The 16,014-nt window shown below is 37.8% G+C and carries 13 protein-coding genes; all 13 read left to right on the forward strand.

What is annotated here, in order from left to right:
* Window positions 1-64 precede the first annotated feature (64 nt).
* The gene (locus BUA02_RS07700) at window positions 65-1,090 is read left to right on the forward strand and encodes an MORN repeat-containing protein (RefSeq protein WP_072702413.1); all 1,026 of its coding nucleotides are present in this window, start codon (window positions 65-67) and stop codon (window positions 1,088-1,090) included.
* Window position 1,091: 1 nt separating this feature from the next.
* Window positions 1,092-1,574 (forward strand): 23S rRNA (pseudouridine(1915)-N(3))-methyltransferase RlmH, encoded by a 483-nt coding sequence (gene rlmH, locus BUA02_RS07705; RefSeq protein WP_071176203.1) that lies wholly within the window; start codon window positions 1,092-1,094, stop codon window positions 1,572-1,574.
* A 9-nt stretch (window positions 1,575-1,583) separates the two neighbouring features.
* A complete protein-coding gene (locus BUA02_RS07710) occupies window positions 1,584-2,609 on the forward strand; it encodes a PhoH family protein (RefSeq protein ID WP_071176202.1) in 1,026 nt (341 codons plus the stop codon).
* Between the two features lie 2 nt (window positions 2,610-2,611).
* Window positions 2,612-3,823, forward strand: a complete 1,212-nt coding sequence (locus BUA02_RS07715; protein WP_072702416.1) for a hypothetical protein — start codon at window positions 2,612-2,614, stop codon at window positions 3,821-3,823.
* The gene (ybeY, locus tag BUA02_RS07720) at window positions 3,804-4,307 is read left to right on the forward strand and encodes an rRNA maturation RNase YbeY (protein ID WP_071176200.1); all 504 of its coding nucleotides are present in this window, start codon (window positions 3,804-3,806) and stop codon (window positions 4,305-4,307) included. The genes BUA02_RS07715 and ybeY overlap by 20 nt, the downstream gene beginning before the upstream one ends.
* A 16-nt stretch (window positions 4,308-4,323) precedes the next feature.
* A complete protein-coding gene (locus tag BUA02_RS07725) occupies window positions 4,324-5,961 on the forward strand; it encodes an MATE family efflux transporter (protein WP_072702419.1) in 1,638 nt (545 codons plus the stop codon).
* Between the two features lie 2 nt (window positions 5,962-5,963).
* Window positions 5,964-7,190 (forward strand): aminoacetone oxidase family FAD-binding enzyme, encoded by a 1,227-nt coding sequence (locus tag BUA02_RS07730; RefSeq protein ID WP_072702422.1) that lies wholly within the window; start codon window positions 5,964-5,966, stop codon window positions 7,188-7,190.
* A gap of 370 nt (window positions 7,191-7,560) precedes the next feature.
* A complete protein-coding gene (locus BUA02_RS07735; protein ID WP_072702424.1) occupies window positions 7,561-9,228 on the forward strand; it encodes an NAD(P)/FAD-dependent oxidoreductase in 1,668 nt (555 codons plus the stop codon).
* Window positions 9,229-9,296: 68 nt separating this feature from the next.
* The gene (locus BUA02_RS07740) at window positions 9,297-11,156 is read left to right on the forward strand and encodes an RsiV family protein (protein ID WP_072702426.1); all 1,860 of its coding nucleotides are present in this window, start codon (window positions 9,297-9,299) and stop codon (window positions 11,154-11,156) included.
* A gap of 12 nt (window positions 11,157-11,168) precedes the next feature.
* Entirely contained in the window at window positions 11,169-11,738 is a 570-nt protein-coding gene (locus BUA02_RS07745) for a 5-formyltetrahydrofolate cyclo-ligase (RefSeq protein WP_072702429.1), read from the forward strand.
* A gap of 171 nt (window positions 11,739-11,909) precedes the next feature.
* A complete protein-coding gene (locus BUA02_RS07750) occupies window positions 11,910-13,151 on the forward strand; it encodes a glutamate-5-semialdehyde dehydrogenase (RefSeq protein ID WP_072702432.1) in 1,242 nt (413 codons plus the stop codon).
* A 24-nt stretch (window positions 13,152-13,175) separates the two neighbouring features.
* Window positions 13,176-14,276: a class II aldolase/adducin family protein gene (locus BUA02_RS07755; protein ID WP_072702435.1), complete on the forward strand. Its 1,101-nt coding sequence runs from the start codon at window positions 13,176-13,178 to the stop codon at window positions 14,274-14,276.
* A gap of 18 nt (window positions 14,277-14,294) precedes the next feature.
* Window positions 14,295-15,371 (forward strand): S66 family peptidase, encoded by a 1,077-nt coding sequence (locus BUA02_RS07760; RefSeq protein WP_083572694.1) that lies wholly within the window; start codon window positions 14,295-14,297, stop codon window positions 15,369-15,371.
* Window positions 15,372-16,014: the final 643 nt, after the last annotated feature.

A 16,014-nucleotide genomic window follows, 5' to 3' on the forward strand; every position in this document is an offset into this window, starting at 1 on the left:
GTATTATAAGAACAGGAGCTTTAACTATGTTATAATTATAAAGATTTTAATTGGAGAAACTTAAATGAACAACAACGAAAAAATTAAAGTAGCGATTACAGCAGGAATTGTTTCAGTAATTCTTTTGATCTTAGTGATCTTTTTGGCAGTTACGACCAAAAAGGATGCAGTAGATGATGATACGAAGCTTTCTGAGAATATTACAGATTATGCAAGCTTTTCAGTTGAGGGCACAGGAAAGGTTGACGACAGTGCTGTTTTAGCATCTAGTGAAGATGGCGCAGATAGTGCTTCTACTTCTGGTTCATCAGAAGTGATGTCATATTCAGAGTATGTGGACTCAATAGCAGGTAGTGTTTCTGGTAACAGCTTTTATGAGACCAAAGCTGCAGTCCTAAGAGATGTATACAATGGTCTTACTTTTGACAAGAATGCTCAGCTCAAAGAGATGATGACATACTGGGAAGATGGCAATATGGAAGCAGTTAGAGATCTTGCACATCTCGAACGCTTTGAAGTTATGTCATATCAGCTTGGAGGAACAGATTTCTTTTACTATTACGGTGAAACAAATGCTGAAGGTAAGCCAAATGGTAAAGGTATAGCTGTATATGCTAATGACCAGTATTATTATGGCGAATGGGCTGAAGGTGTTAGAAGCGGAAATGGAACCTGGGTTGCTTTTTATCCATCTTATAGCAGATATGTTGTAACAGAGCATCTTTATACAGGTTCATGGTCAGCTGACCTTCCAAACGGCGAAGGACAGGAGCATTACGACTATAATGCTGAGTATATGAACAAGCAGGATTTTTACCTTCAGAACGCTATTGGAACCTTTAAAGATGGAAAGTACAATGGAGACATGTATATCATTTCAGTTGATAAGGATGATCATTCAACGGAATGGTATGGAAAGTGCATTGATGGTAATTGGGAGCAGATCATAAATACTACAAAGGATAAAAATGGAAAGATCCCGGTATTGTATGAGAGAGAAGATAATAAATCTTACTATTACATGACATCTGAAGGTAGTCAGAATAATGGCATCGATGGCATGATAACCGGCGGATCAGTAGCTAAGTAATATGAGTACTATTTCAATAATCTGTGTTGGTAAAATTAAAGAGAAATATTGGAACGATGCAATAGCAGAGTATTCCAAGAGATTATCAAGGTATTGCAAGCTTAATATAATAGAGGTTGCAGATGAAAAGACTCCTGATAACGCTCCTGAAGCTGTTTGCGAACAGATAAAGAAAAAAGAAGCAGACAGGATCTTAAAGCATATAGATCCAGGAGCATGTAAATGCGTACTTGCTATCAAAGGGAAAAGATATACATCAGAAGGCTTTTCTGAATTTATTTCTAAACAGGGAATCAGCGGGATAAATCATATCCAGTTTATTATTGGAGGTTCTCTAGGACTTCATCAGAGCGTTATGGATGTGGCGGATTCAGAACTTAGCTTTTCGGATATGACTTTTCCGCATCAGATGATGAGAGTTATTCTCCTTGAGCAGATTTATAGAGGATATAAAATATTAAGTGGGGAGCCTTACCATAAGTAAGGGTTTTATATGAGCGAGATTACAGAATTAAAACTTACTTTATCAGCAGAAGATCAGCGCAATATTTTTGGTGGCAACGACAGTTATATCAGAAAGATCGAAGACAGCTTTCACGTTGAGATCATAGATAGAAACGGTGAGCTTCATATTATTGGGGACAAAGCTGGAGCTACCAAGGCATCAGGTATTTTAAGAGAACTTGTTCAATTATCAAGAAGAGGTTCTAATATCGAAGAACAGAGCGTTGATTATGCCATCTCACTAAAGGGAGATGACAAAAAGGATAGTGTTCAAAATGATAACGTCTTGGTAGATATTGATAGAGATGTTATCTGTCATACAATTTCAGGCAAGCCTATAAAGCCAAAGACTCTCGGACAAAAAAAGTATATAGATGCTATCAGAAACAAGATGATAGTATTCGGTCTTGGACCAGCAGGTACTGGTAAAACATACCTTGCAATGGCTATGGCTATCACAGCCTTCCAGAGAGAAGAAGTTAGCAGGATCATCCTTACAAGACCTGCTATAGAAGCTGGTGAAAAGCTTGGTTTTCTGCCTGGAGATCTTCAGAGTAAGGTAGATCCATATCTTAGACCATTATATGATGCTCTTTATCAGATCATGGGCACAGAGAACTTCATCAAAAATATGGAAAAAGGACTTATTGAGGTTGCACCACTTGCATATATGCGTGGTAGAACTTTGGACAACGCGTTCATCATCCTTGATGAAGCTCAGAATACAACACCTGCTCAGATGAAGATGTTCCTTACCAGAATTGGCTTTGGTTCTAAGGTTATCATCACAGGTGATGCTTCCCAGAAGGACCTTGCACCTGATGTTAAGTCAGGTCTTGATATAGCTCAAGGCGTATTAAAGGGAATTGATGATATTGAATTTTGCACTCTTACAAGCAGCGATGTAGTTAGACATCCTCTTGTTCAGAAGATAGTTAAGGCTTATGAGGACTACGAAAAGAAGGCTGCTAACAAGCAGAGAAATAAATCTATAAAGAAATTGGAGAGAAGATGAGTATGGAAACAGAAAAGTCTTCTGTTATGATCAAATTCATATATGGCGCGCTTTTTTGTTTGACTGGCGTAATTGTTTTTGCTTTTTCTTTTTTTATGGGAAAGAGCTATGAAGCTATACTTAGAAATGTGATCGTTTCCCTTATTTTTTCCGGAACAATTATCTTTATGCTGCTTGATGCCTTTACCAGAGGTAGGAGCGGTCTTTCTTACGATAATTACGACAAAAAAAGCAGATTCATGATCATATATGTTGTCGTTCTTATCCTTTCTTGCATATTTGCACTTATTCCTAATGAGTTCTGGCCATACATGTCGTTATTTGTAATGATGGCTCTTTTCTCTAATAGTGAGATTGCTATCGTATCAGGCGTAGGCTTTGCTACTATATCTGTTATGCTTGAAGAAAACGGTAATTTTGGCGAGCTATTTATGTATGTTCTTGCTGGATGCGTTGCAGTAGCAATGTTTAGAGATCTTAAAGAGAATACTTCCATTGGATTTCCAGTGTTTATTTCTCTTGTGACTCAGGCAGTTCTTTTGATAGCTTTCAATGTTCTTTTTCTTAACAGGACACTGTCTATCAACATTTTGATCCTGCCTATCCTTAACCTTATGCTTAATCTGATCATTCTTTTGATCTTCCTTAATATGTTTGGTGTATATGTCATCAGAAGGTCTAATGATATGTATATGGAGATCAATGATGCTGAATTTTCTCTTTTGGTACAGTTAAAAGAGAAGAATAAGGACGAGTATTTTAGAGCTATTCATACAGCATATCTGGCTGAGAGACTTGCTCTTGGTCTTGGCTTTAATGCAAGAGCAGTCAAGGCTTGCTCTTATTACCACAGGATAGGTGTTCTTGATGGAAGCCTGAAGTGGAGTGATGTAGAGCATTACTATACTGAGAACAACTTCCCGATAGAGGCGATTGAGTTCCTTAAAGAATATATGGAGCCTCAAAAGGGTAAGGTTAAATCAAAAGAAGCACTTACTGTTCAGCTTTCTGAGACAGTTATCGCATCTATCATGTATCTTTTAAACAAGAACTCTGATGCTGATATTGACTATGATAAGCTAATTGATAAGATTATAGATAAAAAGATCCAGGATGGTGAGCTTATGGATTATGCCATCACCTTCAGGGAACTTGAACAGATGAGAAAATTACTTAAAAAGGAGAAGCTATACTATGGTTTTTTACGTAGATAATGAGGTATCTGCTTCCTTTGACTTTGATATAGAGGAAATTGCCAAAAAGGTATCACAGGCAGTACTTGATTCTGAAGGCTGCACGCATGAAGTTGAGATAAGCCTTATCATTACAGATGATGAGGGCATTCACGAAATGAACAGAGATTTTCGTGGTATAGACAGACCTACTGATGTTCTTTCTTTTCCTAATGTTAGCTACGATGAGCCAGGTGACTTTTCTGTAATGGATGGGGAACAGAATGTTGACCTGCTTAATCCTGATACTGGAAACATTATATTTGGAGATATTGTTATAAATGAAGCCAGAGTTCGCTCACAGGCTGTTGAGTATGGACATAGTGAGATGAGGGAATTTGCTTTTTTAGTCGCTCATAGCATGCTACATCTGTGTGGCTACGATCACATGGAGGAAGACGAAGCTGCTGTAATGGAGAAGAAGCAGAAAGATGTTTTAGACAAACTGGGTATTACTAGAGGCTAAGCTTTGGGAGAGCGGTATGAAGCAGTATTTTGAGGAAAAGAGAATAAGACCTGATATACTAACAGCTGCTGTATATTGGGCTATTATCATAATGATGGTCTATACAATATGTGGACTTAGAATATATGGGGATAAGGGAGCAGGCTTTTTGTCTGGTCCGTTATCTGTTTTTTATATTTTGTACCTGATATTTGTTTTGGCAGTACAAAAGTCTGTGTGGGTCATGGTTCGTGTAAGAGCAAGAAGGTCTCAATTTTTAAATGCAGAGGCCAATATGAAGAGATCCTTTAGGATATTTATTATTTCTGGCATCGTAGTAATGGCAATGCTTCTTATCGGAAGCTTTTTCCTTTCTGAGAAGCTGTTTGGCTCTAGCAGAGGAAACTTTGCCTGCATCATGGTTGGAATTACTTCCATTGTGCTATGTATACAAGGAGTTTTAAGAGGTTACCTTCAGGGAATAGGATATACTAAACCGATCGTGATTTCAGACCTTATAATAGCCGTTATCTCTTTTGTTTCAGGCATATTTTTATCACTTATCATGTATAGGTATGGACTTAAGGTAAATGATCTTTTCCATATATCAGAACTTAGTGCTGTATACGGATCAGCTGGAATGCTTTTAGGAATTTTAATTGGCTCACTGGGAGGCTTATTACAGATTCTTATCAGTTTCACTATAAGAAAAGCAGAGATAGAAGAAATCGTAAAGGAAGGCGCTCCAAGATATCTTGATAATAAGAATGATGTACTTACAAGTATAAGATCCATAGTTCTTTTATATATAAGTCCTGCGCTTTTAGTTCTTGTGGATCAGATCTTCTTTGTGATCACACATAAAAAGGCAGAAGCAGAGCTTGATTTTCAGACTCTGATGGGAATATATGCAGGAAGAGCAATTCCTGTCATCGTTACCTGCATTTTACTTTGCTGTGTTCCATTTATAAGACCATGGAACAGAGTTATGGCTAGAATAGAAAGAGACGAGATAGAAGGCGCCAGAGACAGACTTGATGATCTGGCTTCTGTAAGCCTTAAGCTTGTTATTCCTGTTATGATATTTGTTTTTGTAATGGCTCAGACCTTAGAGATTGCCTTATTTGGTAAAGACGTAGAGATGTCCAGCATGCTTATCAGGATTGGAAGTCCGCTGATCGTGTTTGGAGCTGTAGCTATGTTTTTATCATGGCTTTTAAATCATATGGGTAAGACCATTCTTACAACAGTATGTCTGGCTCTTTCATGGGCTGTTCATGTGGCTTTACTTATCGCCTTTACAGTTCTTCTTAAGCTTGGCGTATATGGAATGATGCTTGCAAGTCTTGTGTCTGTAATATTTTATTGTTTGAGCTCGTTCTTTATGCTTAAGAAGATGCTTAAATACAATTTTGACTTTGCCAAGAATTTTGGTAAACCTTTATTTGCCGCAGCTGTAGCAGGCTTTGTGATCTTTTTGATAAATAAGTTGTTCATAAATCTTGTAGGTGATATTTTGACTTTTGTCATTTGTTTTGTTGTATTTTACTTTGGATACCTGTTTGCTATGGTATTTTTAGGTGAGTTCAATAGGAATTCACTAAAGAAAATTCCTTTTGGATTTGTTTATAATGGATTTGTTCCTAGAAATTCAAGAGATTATTATGAGGAATAAAATTGAGTAGAAAGATTATTGTTGCAGGTGGTGGTGCAGCTGGTATGTGCGCAGCTATCTATGCTGCAAGAAATGGTGCAGATGTAACCATCATCGAAAAGAATACTCAGCTTGGTAAAAAGCTCTCTATGACAGGAAATGGCAGATGCAATCTGTCAAATCTTGATATGAGTGAAAAGATGTATAATCCCGCTGCTGAAAATAGAATGAAGCAGTGGCTATCTGTTTATGGCGTATTAGATGTCATAAATTTCTTTAAATCCTTAGGTATTATCATTAAAAGTGAAGATGGATATTTATATCCGATTTCTGGACAGGCCAGCACTGTTGTTTCAGCTTTTGTAAATGAACTAAAGAGACTTGGCGTAAACATTATATTTGGTGAGCAGGTTAAGTCAATTGAAGAAAACAAAGATGATCATATCTACCAGGTAGTAACCTCCAAGAACTACTATTTTGCAGATAGGGTTATTGTGGCAATAGGATCTTTATCTGGTGCAAAGAGTACTATGTCTACAGGCGATGGCTATTACATTTGCAAAAAGCTTGGTATGACAATAAAGGATACTCATCCGGCACTGGTAGGATTTAAATGTGAGGATGGTGAGATACTTCCAGAAGCAGGAGTGCGTTCAACTGCTGAAGCTGCCTTTTACCTTGGCAATGAAGAGCTGGCAAGAGAATATGGAGAACTTCAGCTTACCAAGGATGGAATATCTGGTATTCCTGTAATGCAGGCTAGCAGCAAGATTATAAAGTTTGTTGAGGAAAAGAAACCTATAACTGTTTCAATTAATTTCTTTGCGGATTATGACGAGGATGATTATCTTTCACTTTGCAAAGAGATGCTACAGCTAAGGGACGACAGGACATTAGAAGAGTTTTTGAATGGTTTTCATAACTGCTACATAAATGATCTGGTAATCAGAAAGACTAAGATGGGACGTTCGATGAAGATGAAGAATATTTCAGAGAGCATGGTTTTTAGTATTTTTGATTGCTACAGGAATTATAAGCTCAAGCTTTCAGATAGCTACGGTTATCAAGCTTCGCAGGTTACAGCAGGAGGAGTCAGTCTTGGAGATATCAGGGATGACATGACGGTAAAAAATCATGATGGACTATTCGTTGTGGGAGAACTCCTTGATGTAGACGGTCGCTGCGGTGGTTATAACTTGCAGTGGGCTTGGACATCCGGAAGTATCGCTGGTACCGTGGCGTCTTTGTGATGCCGGTAGGTTGTTGGCTTCCCGGTAGGTTGTTGGCCTCCCGGTAGGTTTTGAGGAGATGCAGGGGTTATATGAGCATTTTATGGACGCTCTCGCTTCGTTAAAATCGTAGCAGTACTAAGGCATTAAAAAACAATGCCTAAGTACTGACGATTTTAAAGACCATAAAGATGCTCATATAACTCCCTGCATCTCCTTCATTACGTTCAGGGAAGGAATACAAAATCTTCCGATATTCGAAATGATAAAAGGAAGTAGTGAAAAGATAACGCCCAAATAAGTAAAGTTGAAAAAGGTTAGTATTTAATATATTACTAATTAATGTTATTGATAAATAAAAGGTAAAAAGAAAATTATTTGAGGAATTAAGATGATAAGAGTAAATCAGATAAAAATTAAAATAGATTTGGAGAGAGCTTTTTCTAAGGAGGAAGTTAGGGGAAAGCTTGAAAAGCATATTTGTAAGGTGCTTAGGATTGATAGAGGACAGATTGAGAATTTGGAGATCATTAGAAGGTCTATTGATGCCAGGAAGAAGCCTGAGATCTATGAAGTGTATATGGTTGATGTGAAGTTAAAGGGACTTGATGAGGGGAAGGCTTTAAAGAAGTGCAAGGATAAGAATGTTAGCTTTGTAGAGCAGGTAGTTTATGAGTTTCCTTATAAGTGCGTGAATGTTGCAGCAACTAAGAGGCCAGTTATTATTGGTTCTGGCCCTGCTGGACTTTTTTGCGGATACGAGCTTGCAAGGAATGGATTTAAGCCGCTTATTTTAGAAAGAGGAGCAGATGTAGATAAGAGGACTGAGATTGTTGAGCATTTTTGGGAGACTGGAGAGCTTGATGAGAGGACAAATGTGCAGTTTGGAGAGGGTGGAGCTGGCACATTTTCTGATGGTAAGCTTAATACTATGGTTAAGGACAAGGATGGAAGAGGGAGAGCTGCCCTTAAGATCTTTGTAGAAAATGGTGCTCCTGAAGATATCTTATATGATGCCAAGCCTCATATTGGTACTGATATTCTTAGAAATGTAGTTAAGAATATGAGAAAGAAGATCATAGAGTGGGGCGGAGAAGTTAGATTTGAAAGCCTTGTTTCTGAGATAAACATTGATGGAAATAGTCAAATTACTTCAGTTAAGGTGGTAGATCAAAATACAGGGAATACTGAGAATATTGAATGTAGTGAAGTTGTTCTTGCTATTGGCCACAGTGCTAGAGATACGTTCTATATGCTAAGTGACAAGAATGTTGATATGAAGCCAAAGCCTTTTGCTGTTGGCTTTAGAGTAGAACATCCACAGACTCTTATAAATCTGTCTCAGTATGGAGTAGAAAGTCCAAAGGCACTGCCTGCTGCCCCTTACAAGCTTACAGCTACAACTGACGCAGGAAGAGGTGTTTATTCATTCTGCATGTGTCCTGGCGGCTTCGTTGTTAATGCATCCTCTGAAAAGGGGAGACTTGCTGTTAACGGAATGAGCTATTCAAAGCGTGATGGCAAGAATGCAAACTCAGCTATCATCATTACAGTTGATCCTAAGGATTTTGGAAGTGAAGATATATTATCAGGTGTAGAGTTCCAAAGAAGCCTTGAAGAGAAAGCCTATGAAATAGGTGGAGGAAAGATTCCTGTTGAGTACTATGGGGACTTTAGAAAGGCCATAAGACCTGATCTTGAAGGAAATAAAAGTGACGACTTAGTAGCTGATAATTCTAATACTCCTAATATGAGGGGACAGTATGCTTTTGCTAATGTTCATGAGATTCTTCCAAAGGATCTAAATGAAGCCTTTGTAGAAGGCATGGAAAAGTTTGGAAGGATGATTAAGGGCTATAACAGTGATGGCGCCCTTGTATCTGGCGTTGAATCTAGAACGTCATCTCCAGTTAGGATCAACAGGGATGAAAATGGAGAGTCTATAAATGTGAAAGGTCTTTTCCCATGCGGTGAAGGTGCTGGATATGCAGGTGGAATCATGTCTGCCGCAATGGATGGTATGAAAATTGCTGAATTTGTGGCAACTAAGATGATCTAAGTGGCAACATATGAGGACTTTGATGTGTATTCTTCACGGAGACATTTTTTACAAAAAGGGGAATACCAATGAGAAATAAAAAATTTATATTAGCTATTTCAGCTATTATGTGTATGAATATTGCTTTATCTGGTTGCGGGGAAAAGGCAGCTTTTAAATCAAGTAGCACAGCGTCTTCTGATGTAGCTTCAAACGAGGAGTCTAAAGATCAGAATGCATCAGAGGAAGATTATCCTTATTTTTTCCTTGGTTCAGAGGATGGCGATTATAGTTATATAGTTGATGAGTCTGGAAAATGCATTAAGACTATAGATAGATCAGAAGTTTATAACATTCTTTCTAATAAGTTTGAAGTTGGAGAAGATAAACATAGTATTGATATTGAGTACTCTTACGGTGATATTGTTTTTTGCAGTGTTTGCAATTCTACAAATGATTGGAAGAAAAGTGATTATTATGCAGTAAATACTAAAACCAAAAACTCGGTTCTTTTTTGTGAGATAGATGGAGGCTTTTGCGATATCGATTATTATAAGGGCAATATTTATATCACGGGAAGAGACTTTGAGAAGAAGTTTGAGTTTAGTGATAACCTTGAGTATTCTGAAAGTGATGTAGACCTTAAGGACTTTTTTGAAGGAGCAAAAGACTATGCTATCCAGTACAGTCTTATTTTTGAAAAAGGCTCTTACACAAGAATATTTGATGAAATTGGCTTTGTTCCAGCATTTAATGATGAATATAAGGACGAAGTGCTTTATGCTATTTCTAAAGATGGCGAAGTAACAAAGGTTCCTTATGATTACCAGCAGAGTAATGCATTGTTTGGATATGATAAGGATGGTTTTATCATTTATTCCTATGATGAGGATCATAACTTTATAAAGGCTGAGCTAGTTGATCCCAAAACTGGAGAAGCTAAAGAGTTCTGTTCTGATTCTTATGTATATTGCAAAGGCTTTGATAATAATTACATCTATTATATTGATGAAGTATACACTGACACATATATGATGGATGAGACCTATTACTATGCCTATGATGTAAAAAATGGTGAAGAAAAGCTACTCTATAAAAAAGAAAGAACTCCAGGAAGCGGCTATAATTCTAGCTATCAAGATGGTTATTATATAAATGATGGAAAGATATATTTTACTGATGTAGATGGAAGTCAGGGAAAATGGCTTATTATCGATGCTAGCTCAGGTGATATATTTCCAACGGATTGCGTTTATGACGAATATAATGCTCTTAAATATGGAACTGTAGAATATGAGGCTCCAAAATATGATTGTCCAAATTGCGGCAAAACACTTATGAGGACTTATCAGGAGTACTTTGTATTATCTGATGAGTATTCAGATCATGCAGACGAGATAAACAAAAGTATTAAAGAAAATATTATTCGCTATGATGTAGATAAAATGTTTGGCGATTATGATGAAGATGACTGTTCATTGAGAGGTGATTATTATTCTGACGTAACAGATACCTATGAACAGATGACATGGAATGTTGATATTATAAAAGATCATTACTTAACTGTTGATGAAAGTTATTACTCTATGGGCGTTGGCGCAGCTCACGGTTACGGCGCAGGTTACATGCTTGTCTATGACCTTGATACAGGTAAAAAGATGGGCATAAGCGATTTCTTTGACGGAACAGAGGAAGAGTTTAAAAAGCTAATGGCTGAAAAGACTGTTGAATACTTTAACTCTCCTGAAGGTGAAGAGAGAAACAGTCATGATGATATAGGAGATGATGAATCCATATATCATAATGCCTATGAGCAGGCTGGATTTGATACAACACATCTAGAGTTTTATGAAGATCACGTTACATTAGTTTATTACCAGTATGAAATTGCATATTATGCAGCAGGATGCTTTTATATAGACATACCATATGAAGATTTTCATGCATGATCGAGGGCTTAGATGAATAGCAAAGACATGATCCGAAAAGAAATAATTTCAAAAAGAGATAGCCTTACTTCTCAAGAAATATCTGATAAGAGTAAGGTTATTGCTAATAAGCTTATTTCTGCTTATGAATATAAAAATGCAGAAAATATCCTTATTTATGCATCTATGAGAAGTGAAGTTATTACAGATGGAATTATTGCTGATGCTCTTAAAAGCGGAAAAAGTGTCTTTTGCCCCAAATGCACGGATGTAGAAAACGGTGTAATGGAGTTTGTAAGGATCGATAGTCCTTATGATCTTAAAGAGGGCTATTATGGAATTAGAGAGCCGCTGTATCATGAGAATGCTGAGATATTCGATAAGTCAAAAGATATGCTAAAGACCCTTATAGTTGTTCCTGGTGTTGCTTTTGACAGACAGGGCAACAGGATTGGATATAAGGGAGGTTATTATGACAGGTTCCTTTCAAAGTATCCACTGATAAAGACTATAGCCTTGGCTTTTGAACTTCAGATGGTATATTGTATTCCAGCGGATGCTCATGATATCCCTGTTTTACAAGTTATCACTGAGAGTAATTGATTTTGCGAATGTTTGGAAGTATTAGAAACTGTGAATTTTAAACAAAAATTAGCATGTAATTTCTCCTAGAAGCATTGGAAAAGAGTAGTGTTTTAGGCTCTGTATGTGGTATTATTCTGTAAGGGCTATTTGAGATAAGTAAATACTACTTGTGTAAACAGGAGGAATGGTATGGAACTTATAGAAATTTGCAGAAGAGCTAAAGAGGCAAAATATAAGGTACAAGACCTAACGACTAAAGAGAAGAACAAGGCTCTTTTAAAGGTGGCGGATGGCCTTATTAATGACACCAAGACTATTTTGGATGCCAATAACGCTGATTATGAAGAAGGCAAGCTTTCGGGAATGCATCAGGGCATGCTTGACAGGCTTAAGCTTGATGAAAAGCGTATAGAAGCAATGGCAGAGGGCATTAGGGAAGTTTGCGCCCTTGAGGATCCTATCGGCGAAGTAATGGAAAGCTTCAAAAGACCTAATGGTCTTAAGATAAGTAAGGTTAGAGTGCCTTTAGGTGTAATTGGTATCATTTATGAATCACGTCCAAATGTTACTGCGGACGCTTTTGCTCTTACATTTAAAGCAGGTAACGCAGTAATTCTTAAAGGTGGTAGTGACGCTATCAACAGTAATATCGCTATCACGAATTCAATCAGGAATTCCCTTAAAAGTTTGAATATTGAGCCTGATGCTGTGCAGCTTATTGAAAACACTGACAGACAGGTTACTACTAAGTTCATGCAGATGAATGATTATGTTGACGTCCTGATCCCTAGAGGAAGTGCAGGTCTTATCAGAGCTGTTGTTGAGAATTCAACTATCCCTGTTATTGAGACTGGCACAGGTAATTGTCACATCTATGTTGATAAGGATGCTGATTTCGAAAAGGCTATTCCTATCATCGTAAATGCCAAGACTCAGAGGATTGGAGTCTGTAATGCTGCAGAATCTCTTATTGTTCATAAGGACATCAAGGATAGCTTTTTGCCATTATTTGAAAAAGCTATGAAGGAACATTCAGTTGAGATCAGGGCTGATAAGGAAAGCATTGAGAATCTTGATGGGGCAGTTCCTGCAACAGAAGATGATTTTTACAAGGAATATCTTGATTATATTATTTCAGTGAAGACAGTAAGTGATGTTGATGAAGCAATTGACCATATCAACAAGTATAATACTGGTCATTCAGAGTCGATCATTACTGAGAATAAAGATGCAGCAAAGAAATTCTTAAAAAGAGTTGATGCTGCATGTGTCTATGTTAATGCGTCCACTAGATTTACTGATGGTTTTGAGTTTGGTTTTGGTGCTGAGATCGGTATAAGTACACAGAAGCTCCACGCAAGAGGACCAATGGGACTTAAAGAACTGACATCTTACAAATATCAGATCACAGGAAATGGACAAATAAGATAAATGTTTTGAAGGAGTTTTGATGTAATGCTACAAAATGGGGAAGAAATACTAGAAGCGAAAAAGCACATTATAGAAGTCTCAAGAGAGCTTCATGAAATAGGTCTTTTAGTAAGGACATGGGGAAACATTAGCTGCAGAGTAGATGAAAAGAGCTTTCTTATTACTCCAAGCGGTATCAGATACGAAGATCTTGTACCAGAGATGATCGTTCAGGTTAATATCGACGATCTGTCTTATGAAGGAGATGTTAAACCTTCAAGTGAACTTAAGGTTCATGCTGTTTGTTATAAAGTCAGAAGTGACGTAGAGTTTATCGTTCATACACATCAGGTATATGCTTCATGTGCAGGAACACTTGGTCAGAAGTCTATATTTACATATTTTGATGATGAAGATCTCACTATTCCTGTGGCAGCTTATGCGCTTCCTGGAACAGATAAGCTTGCTGAGAATGTAGAAAAGGTACTAAGAAAATATAGTGACTGCAATGGTTTTATAATGGCAAATCATGGAACTGTCTGCCTTGGTAAGAATTCTAAAGAAGCTATCTACGAGGCTGAGAAGATGGAGGTTGCCTGCAATAATTTCCTTATCGATGTTTGCAAAACTGATATGCACCACGGCGTCGAGGTTGGATTTAACAGTCATTTGGAAGATGGAAATATTGTCTATGACGTGGCTGATACTCCTAAGAGGGTAAAAGAGATACATGAGGCAATCTATGCCAAGAGACCGGATGTTAAGTACATTATCCAAAATAAATCAGAAGCTGTTATGACAGTTTCAAGAAGAGCAAATCATATGAGACCGCTTCTTGATGACTTTGCACAGCTTATCGGTTATAGCATTAAGGTGCCTAGCAATGAGCATGGTAAGGACGGTCACAGCTTCCATCATATAAAGAAAAATGCAAATGTAGCATTTTGTTTAAATGATGGAGCATATTGCTTTGGACCAACTGAGGATGAAGCTATGGCAGTTGCTATAGTCCTTGATAAGGGCTGCATTGCTCACACTGCTGTTATGCGCCATGGAGAGGGTCATTACCTTTCACTTCTTGATTGCTACAAGATGAACAGACATTATAGAAAGTCATATTCTAAGCTGGCTGACGCGGCTAAGTGATTTTGGAGGTATTTATAATTGATAAAAAGACCTGTTTCAATCAAAAAAGGAGATGTAATAGGAATAACAGCACCTTCTTTTGGTGCGGCAACAGAGCCTTACAGTACAATGATAGATGTCTCTTTGGATAAGATCAAGGAAAGAGGCTATAAGATACTTGAAGGTAAGACAGCTAGACTTGGTGATGGCATTGGTATCAGTACTGATCCAAAGGTTGCAGCCTCTGAGCTTATGGAGTTTTATAAAAGAGATGATATAAACGCCATTATCTCTGCTGGCGGAGGTGAGCTCATGAATGAGACCATTACTCATGTTGACTTTATTGAGCTAGGAAAATATCCGCCAAAGTGGTTTATGGGCTATTCTGATAATACAAACTTTATCTTTCCACTTGTTACCATGACTGGAGTTATGGGAATTTATGGACCTTGCATTTCTGGATTTGCCAAGAAATGGGAAGGAACAGAAGAAGATTCATTTGCGCTTCTAGAGGGAACAAAGACTTCTTTTAGTGGCTATGAAAAGGTTGCCTTTGAAACAGATGATGAAGACGATCAGGTGCCTCCAAAAGCAGATTATTACTACGATTGCACCTATGAATATAATGCAGATAAAGAACTTGTGATCTATGACTTTGTAGGATCTGATGTAAAGAAGCTTTCTAAGGATGCAGAAGTATCCTTTGAAGGAATTCTTCTTGGTGGCTGTCTTGATGTTCTTGCAAACCTTGTTGGAACACGCTTTGATAACATGAAATCTTTTAACGAAAAGAACCAAGATGTAATCTGGGTTCTTGAAGCCTGCGACCTTACACCAATGAGCTATAGGCGTGCCCTTTGGAACCTCAGAGAAGCCGGCTGGTTTACTAACGCGAAAGGCTTTGTGATAGGTAGACCACGCGCAGCTTTTAGTCAGAACATGATGGGAGTAGACCAATATAACGCAGCTACAGAGATACTCAAAGATTTCAACGTTCCAATCATAATGGACGCCGACATCGGTCACATTGATCCAATGCTCCCTGTAGTAATGGGTGCAAACGCCAAAGTTTCCACCAGAAACAATAACCTTTTTGTTGACTACCTGTCATTATAACTTGTTGGCTAGGATTATTTGAGGCTTCGCCTGGGGGCGTCCTGCCTCTGCCTAGTTCAGCCCAGTGGGGCCGCCAGCCTAAAGTTTATTTTTGTTCATCCTTTGGATTTTTATGTTCATGGCTTTATATTTCTTACTTTAAATTCTTTGAAACAAACTCGTCTTTGATTGCCATTTTTTGCATGTAAAGTTTTTGGTTTGAACGATTTCAAAAAAACGCCATTTTCTTGTGCTCATAAGCAGCTTTTGAAGCGCATGCGGTTTGCGTTGTCTGAAGCAGGGCGTTAAGAATTTATAATAAGTGGTCACGCCCGCTTTCTGCGGGCTATGTAAACAGGAATAAGAGGTGACTCTGCAAGCTAGCTTGCGAGATCACCTCTTTTCCTGTTATGGGAGCGTAGCTCCAATGACCACTTATTATAAATTCCGCCCTGCAAGTATGTAGCAAGAGCATGCGTATTAAAACAAAAGCTGCATGAGCACATAGAAAAGTATCGTTTTTTTGATGAGGACAAAACAAAACTTTACAGCAAAAATGGCATCAAAGACTCAGACAGTGTTTCAAAAACAGAATTTAAAGTAAGAAATATAACGCTCATGAACATAGAAAAATCCTCAGAGATTCTCAAAAACAAACTTTAGG

The sequence above is a fragment of the Butyrivibrio hungatei DSM 14810 genome, assembly GCF_900143205.1.
GTDB lineage: Bacteria > Bacillota > Clostridia > Lachnospirales > Lachnospiraceae > Butyrivibrio > Butyrivibrio hungatei.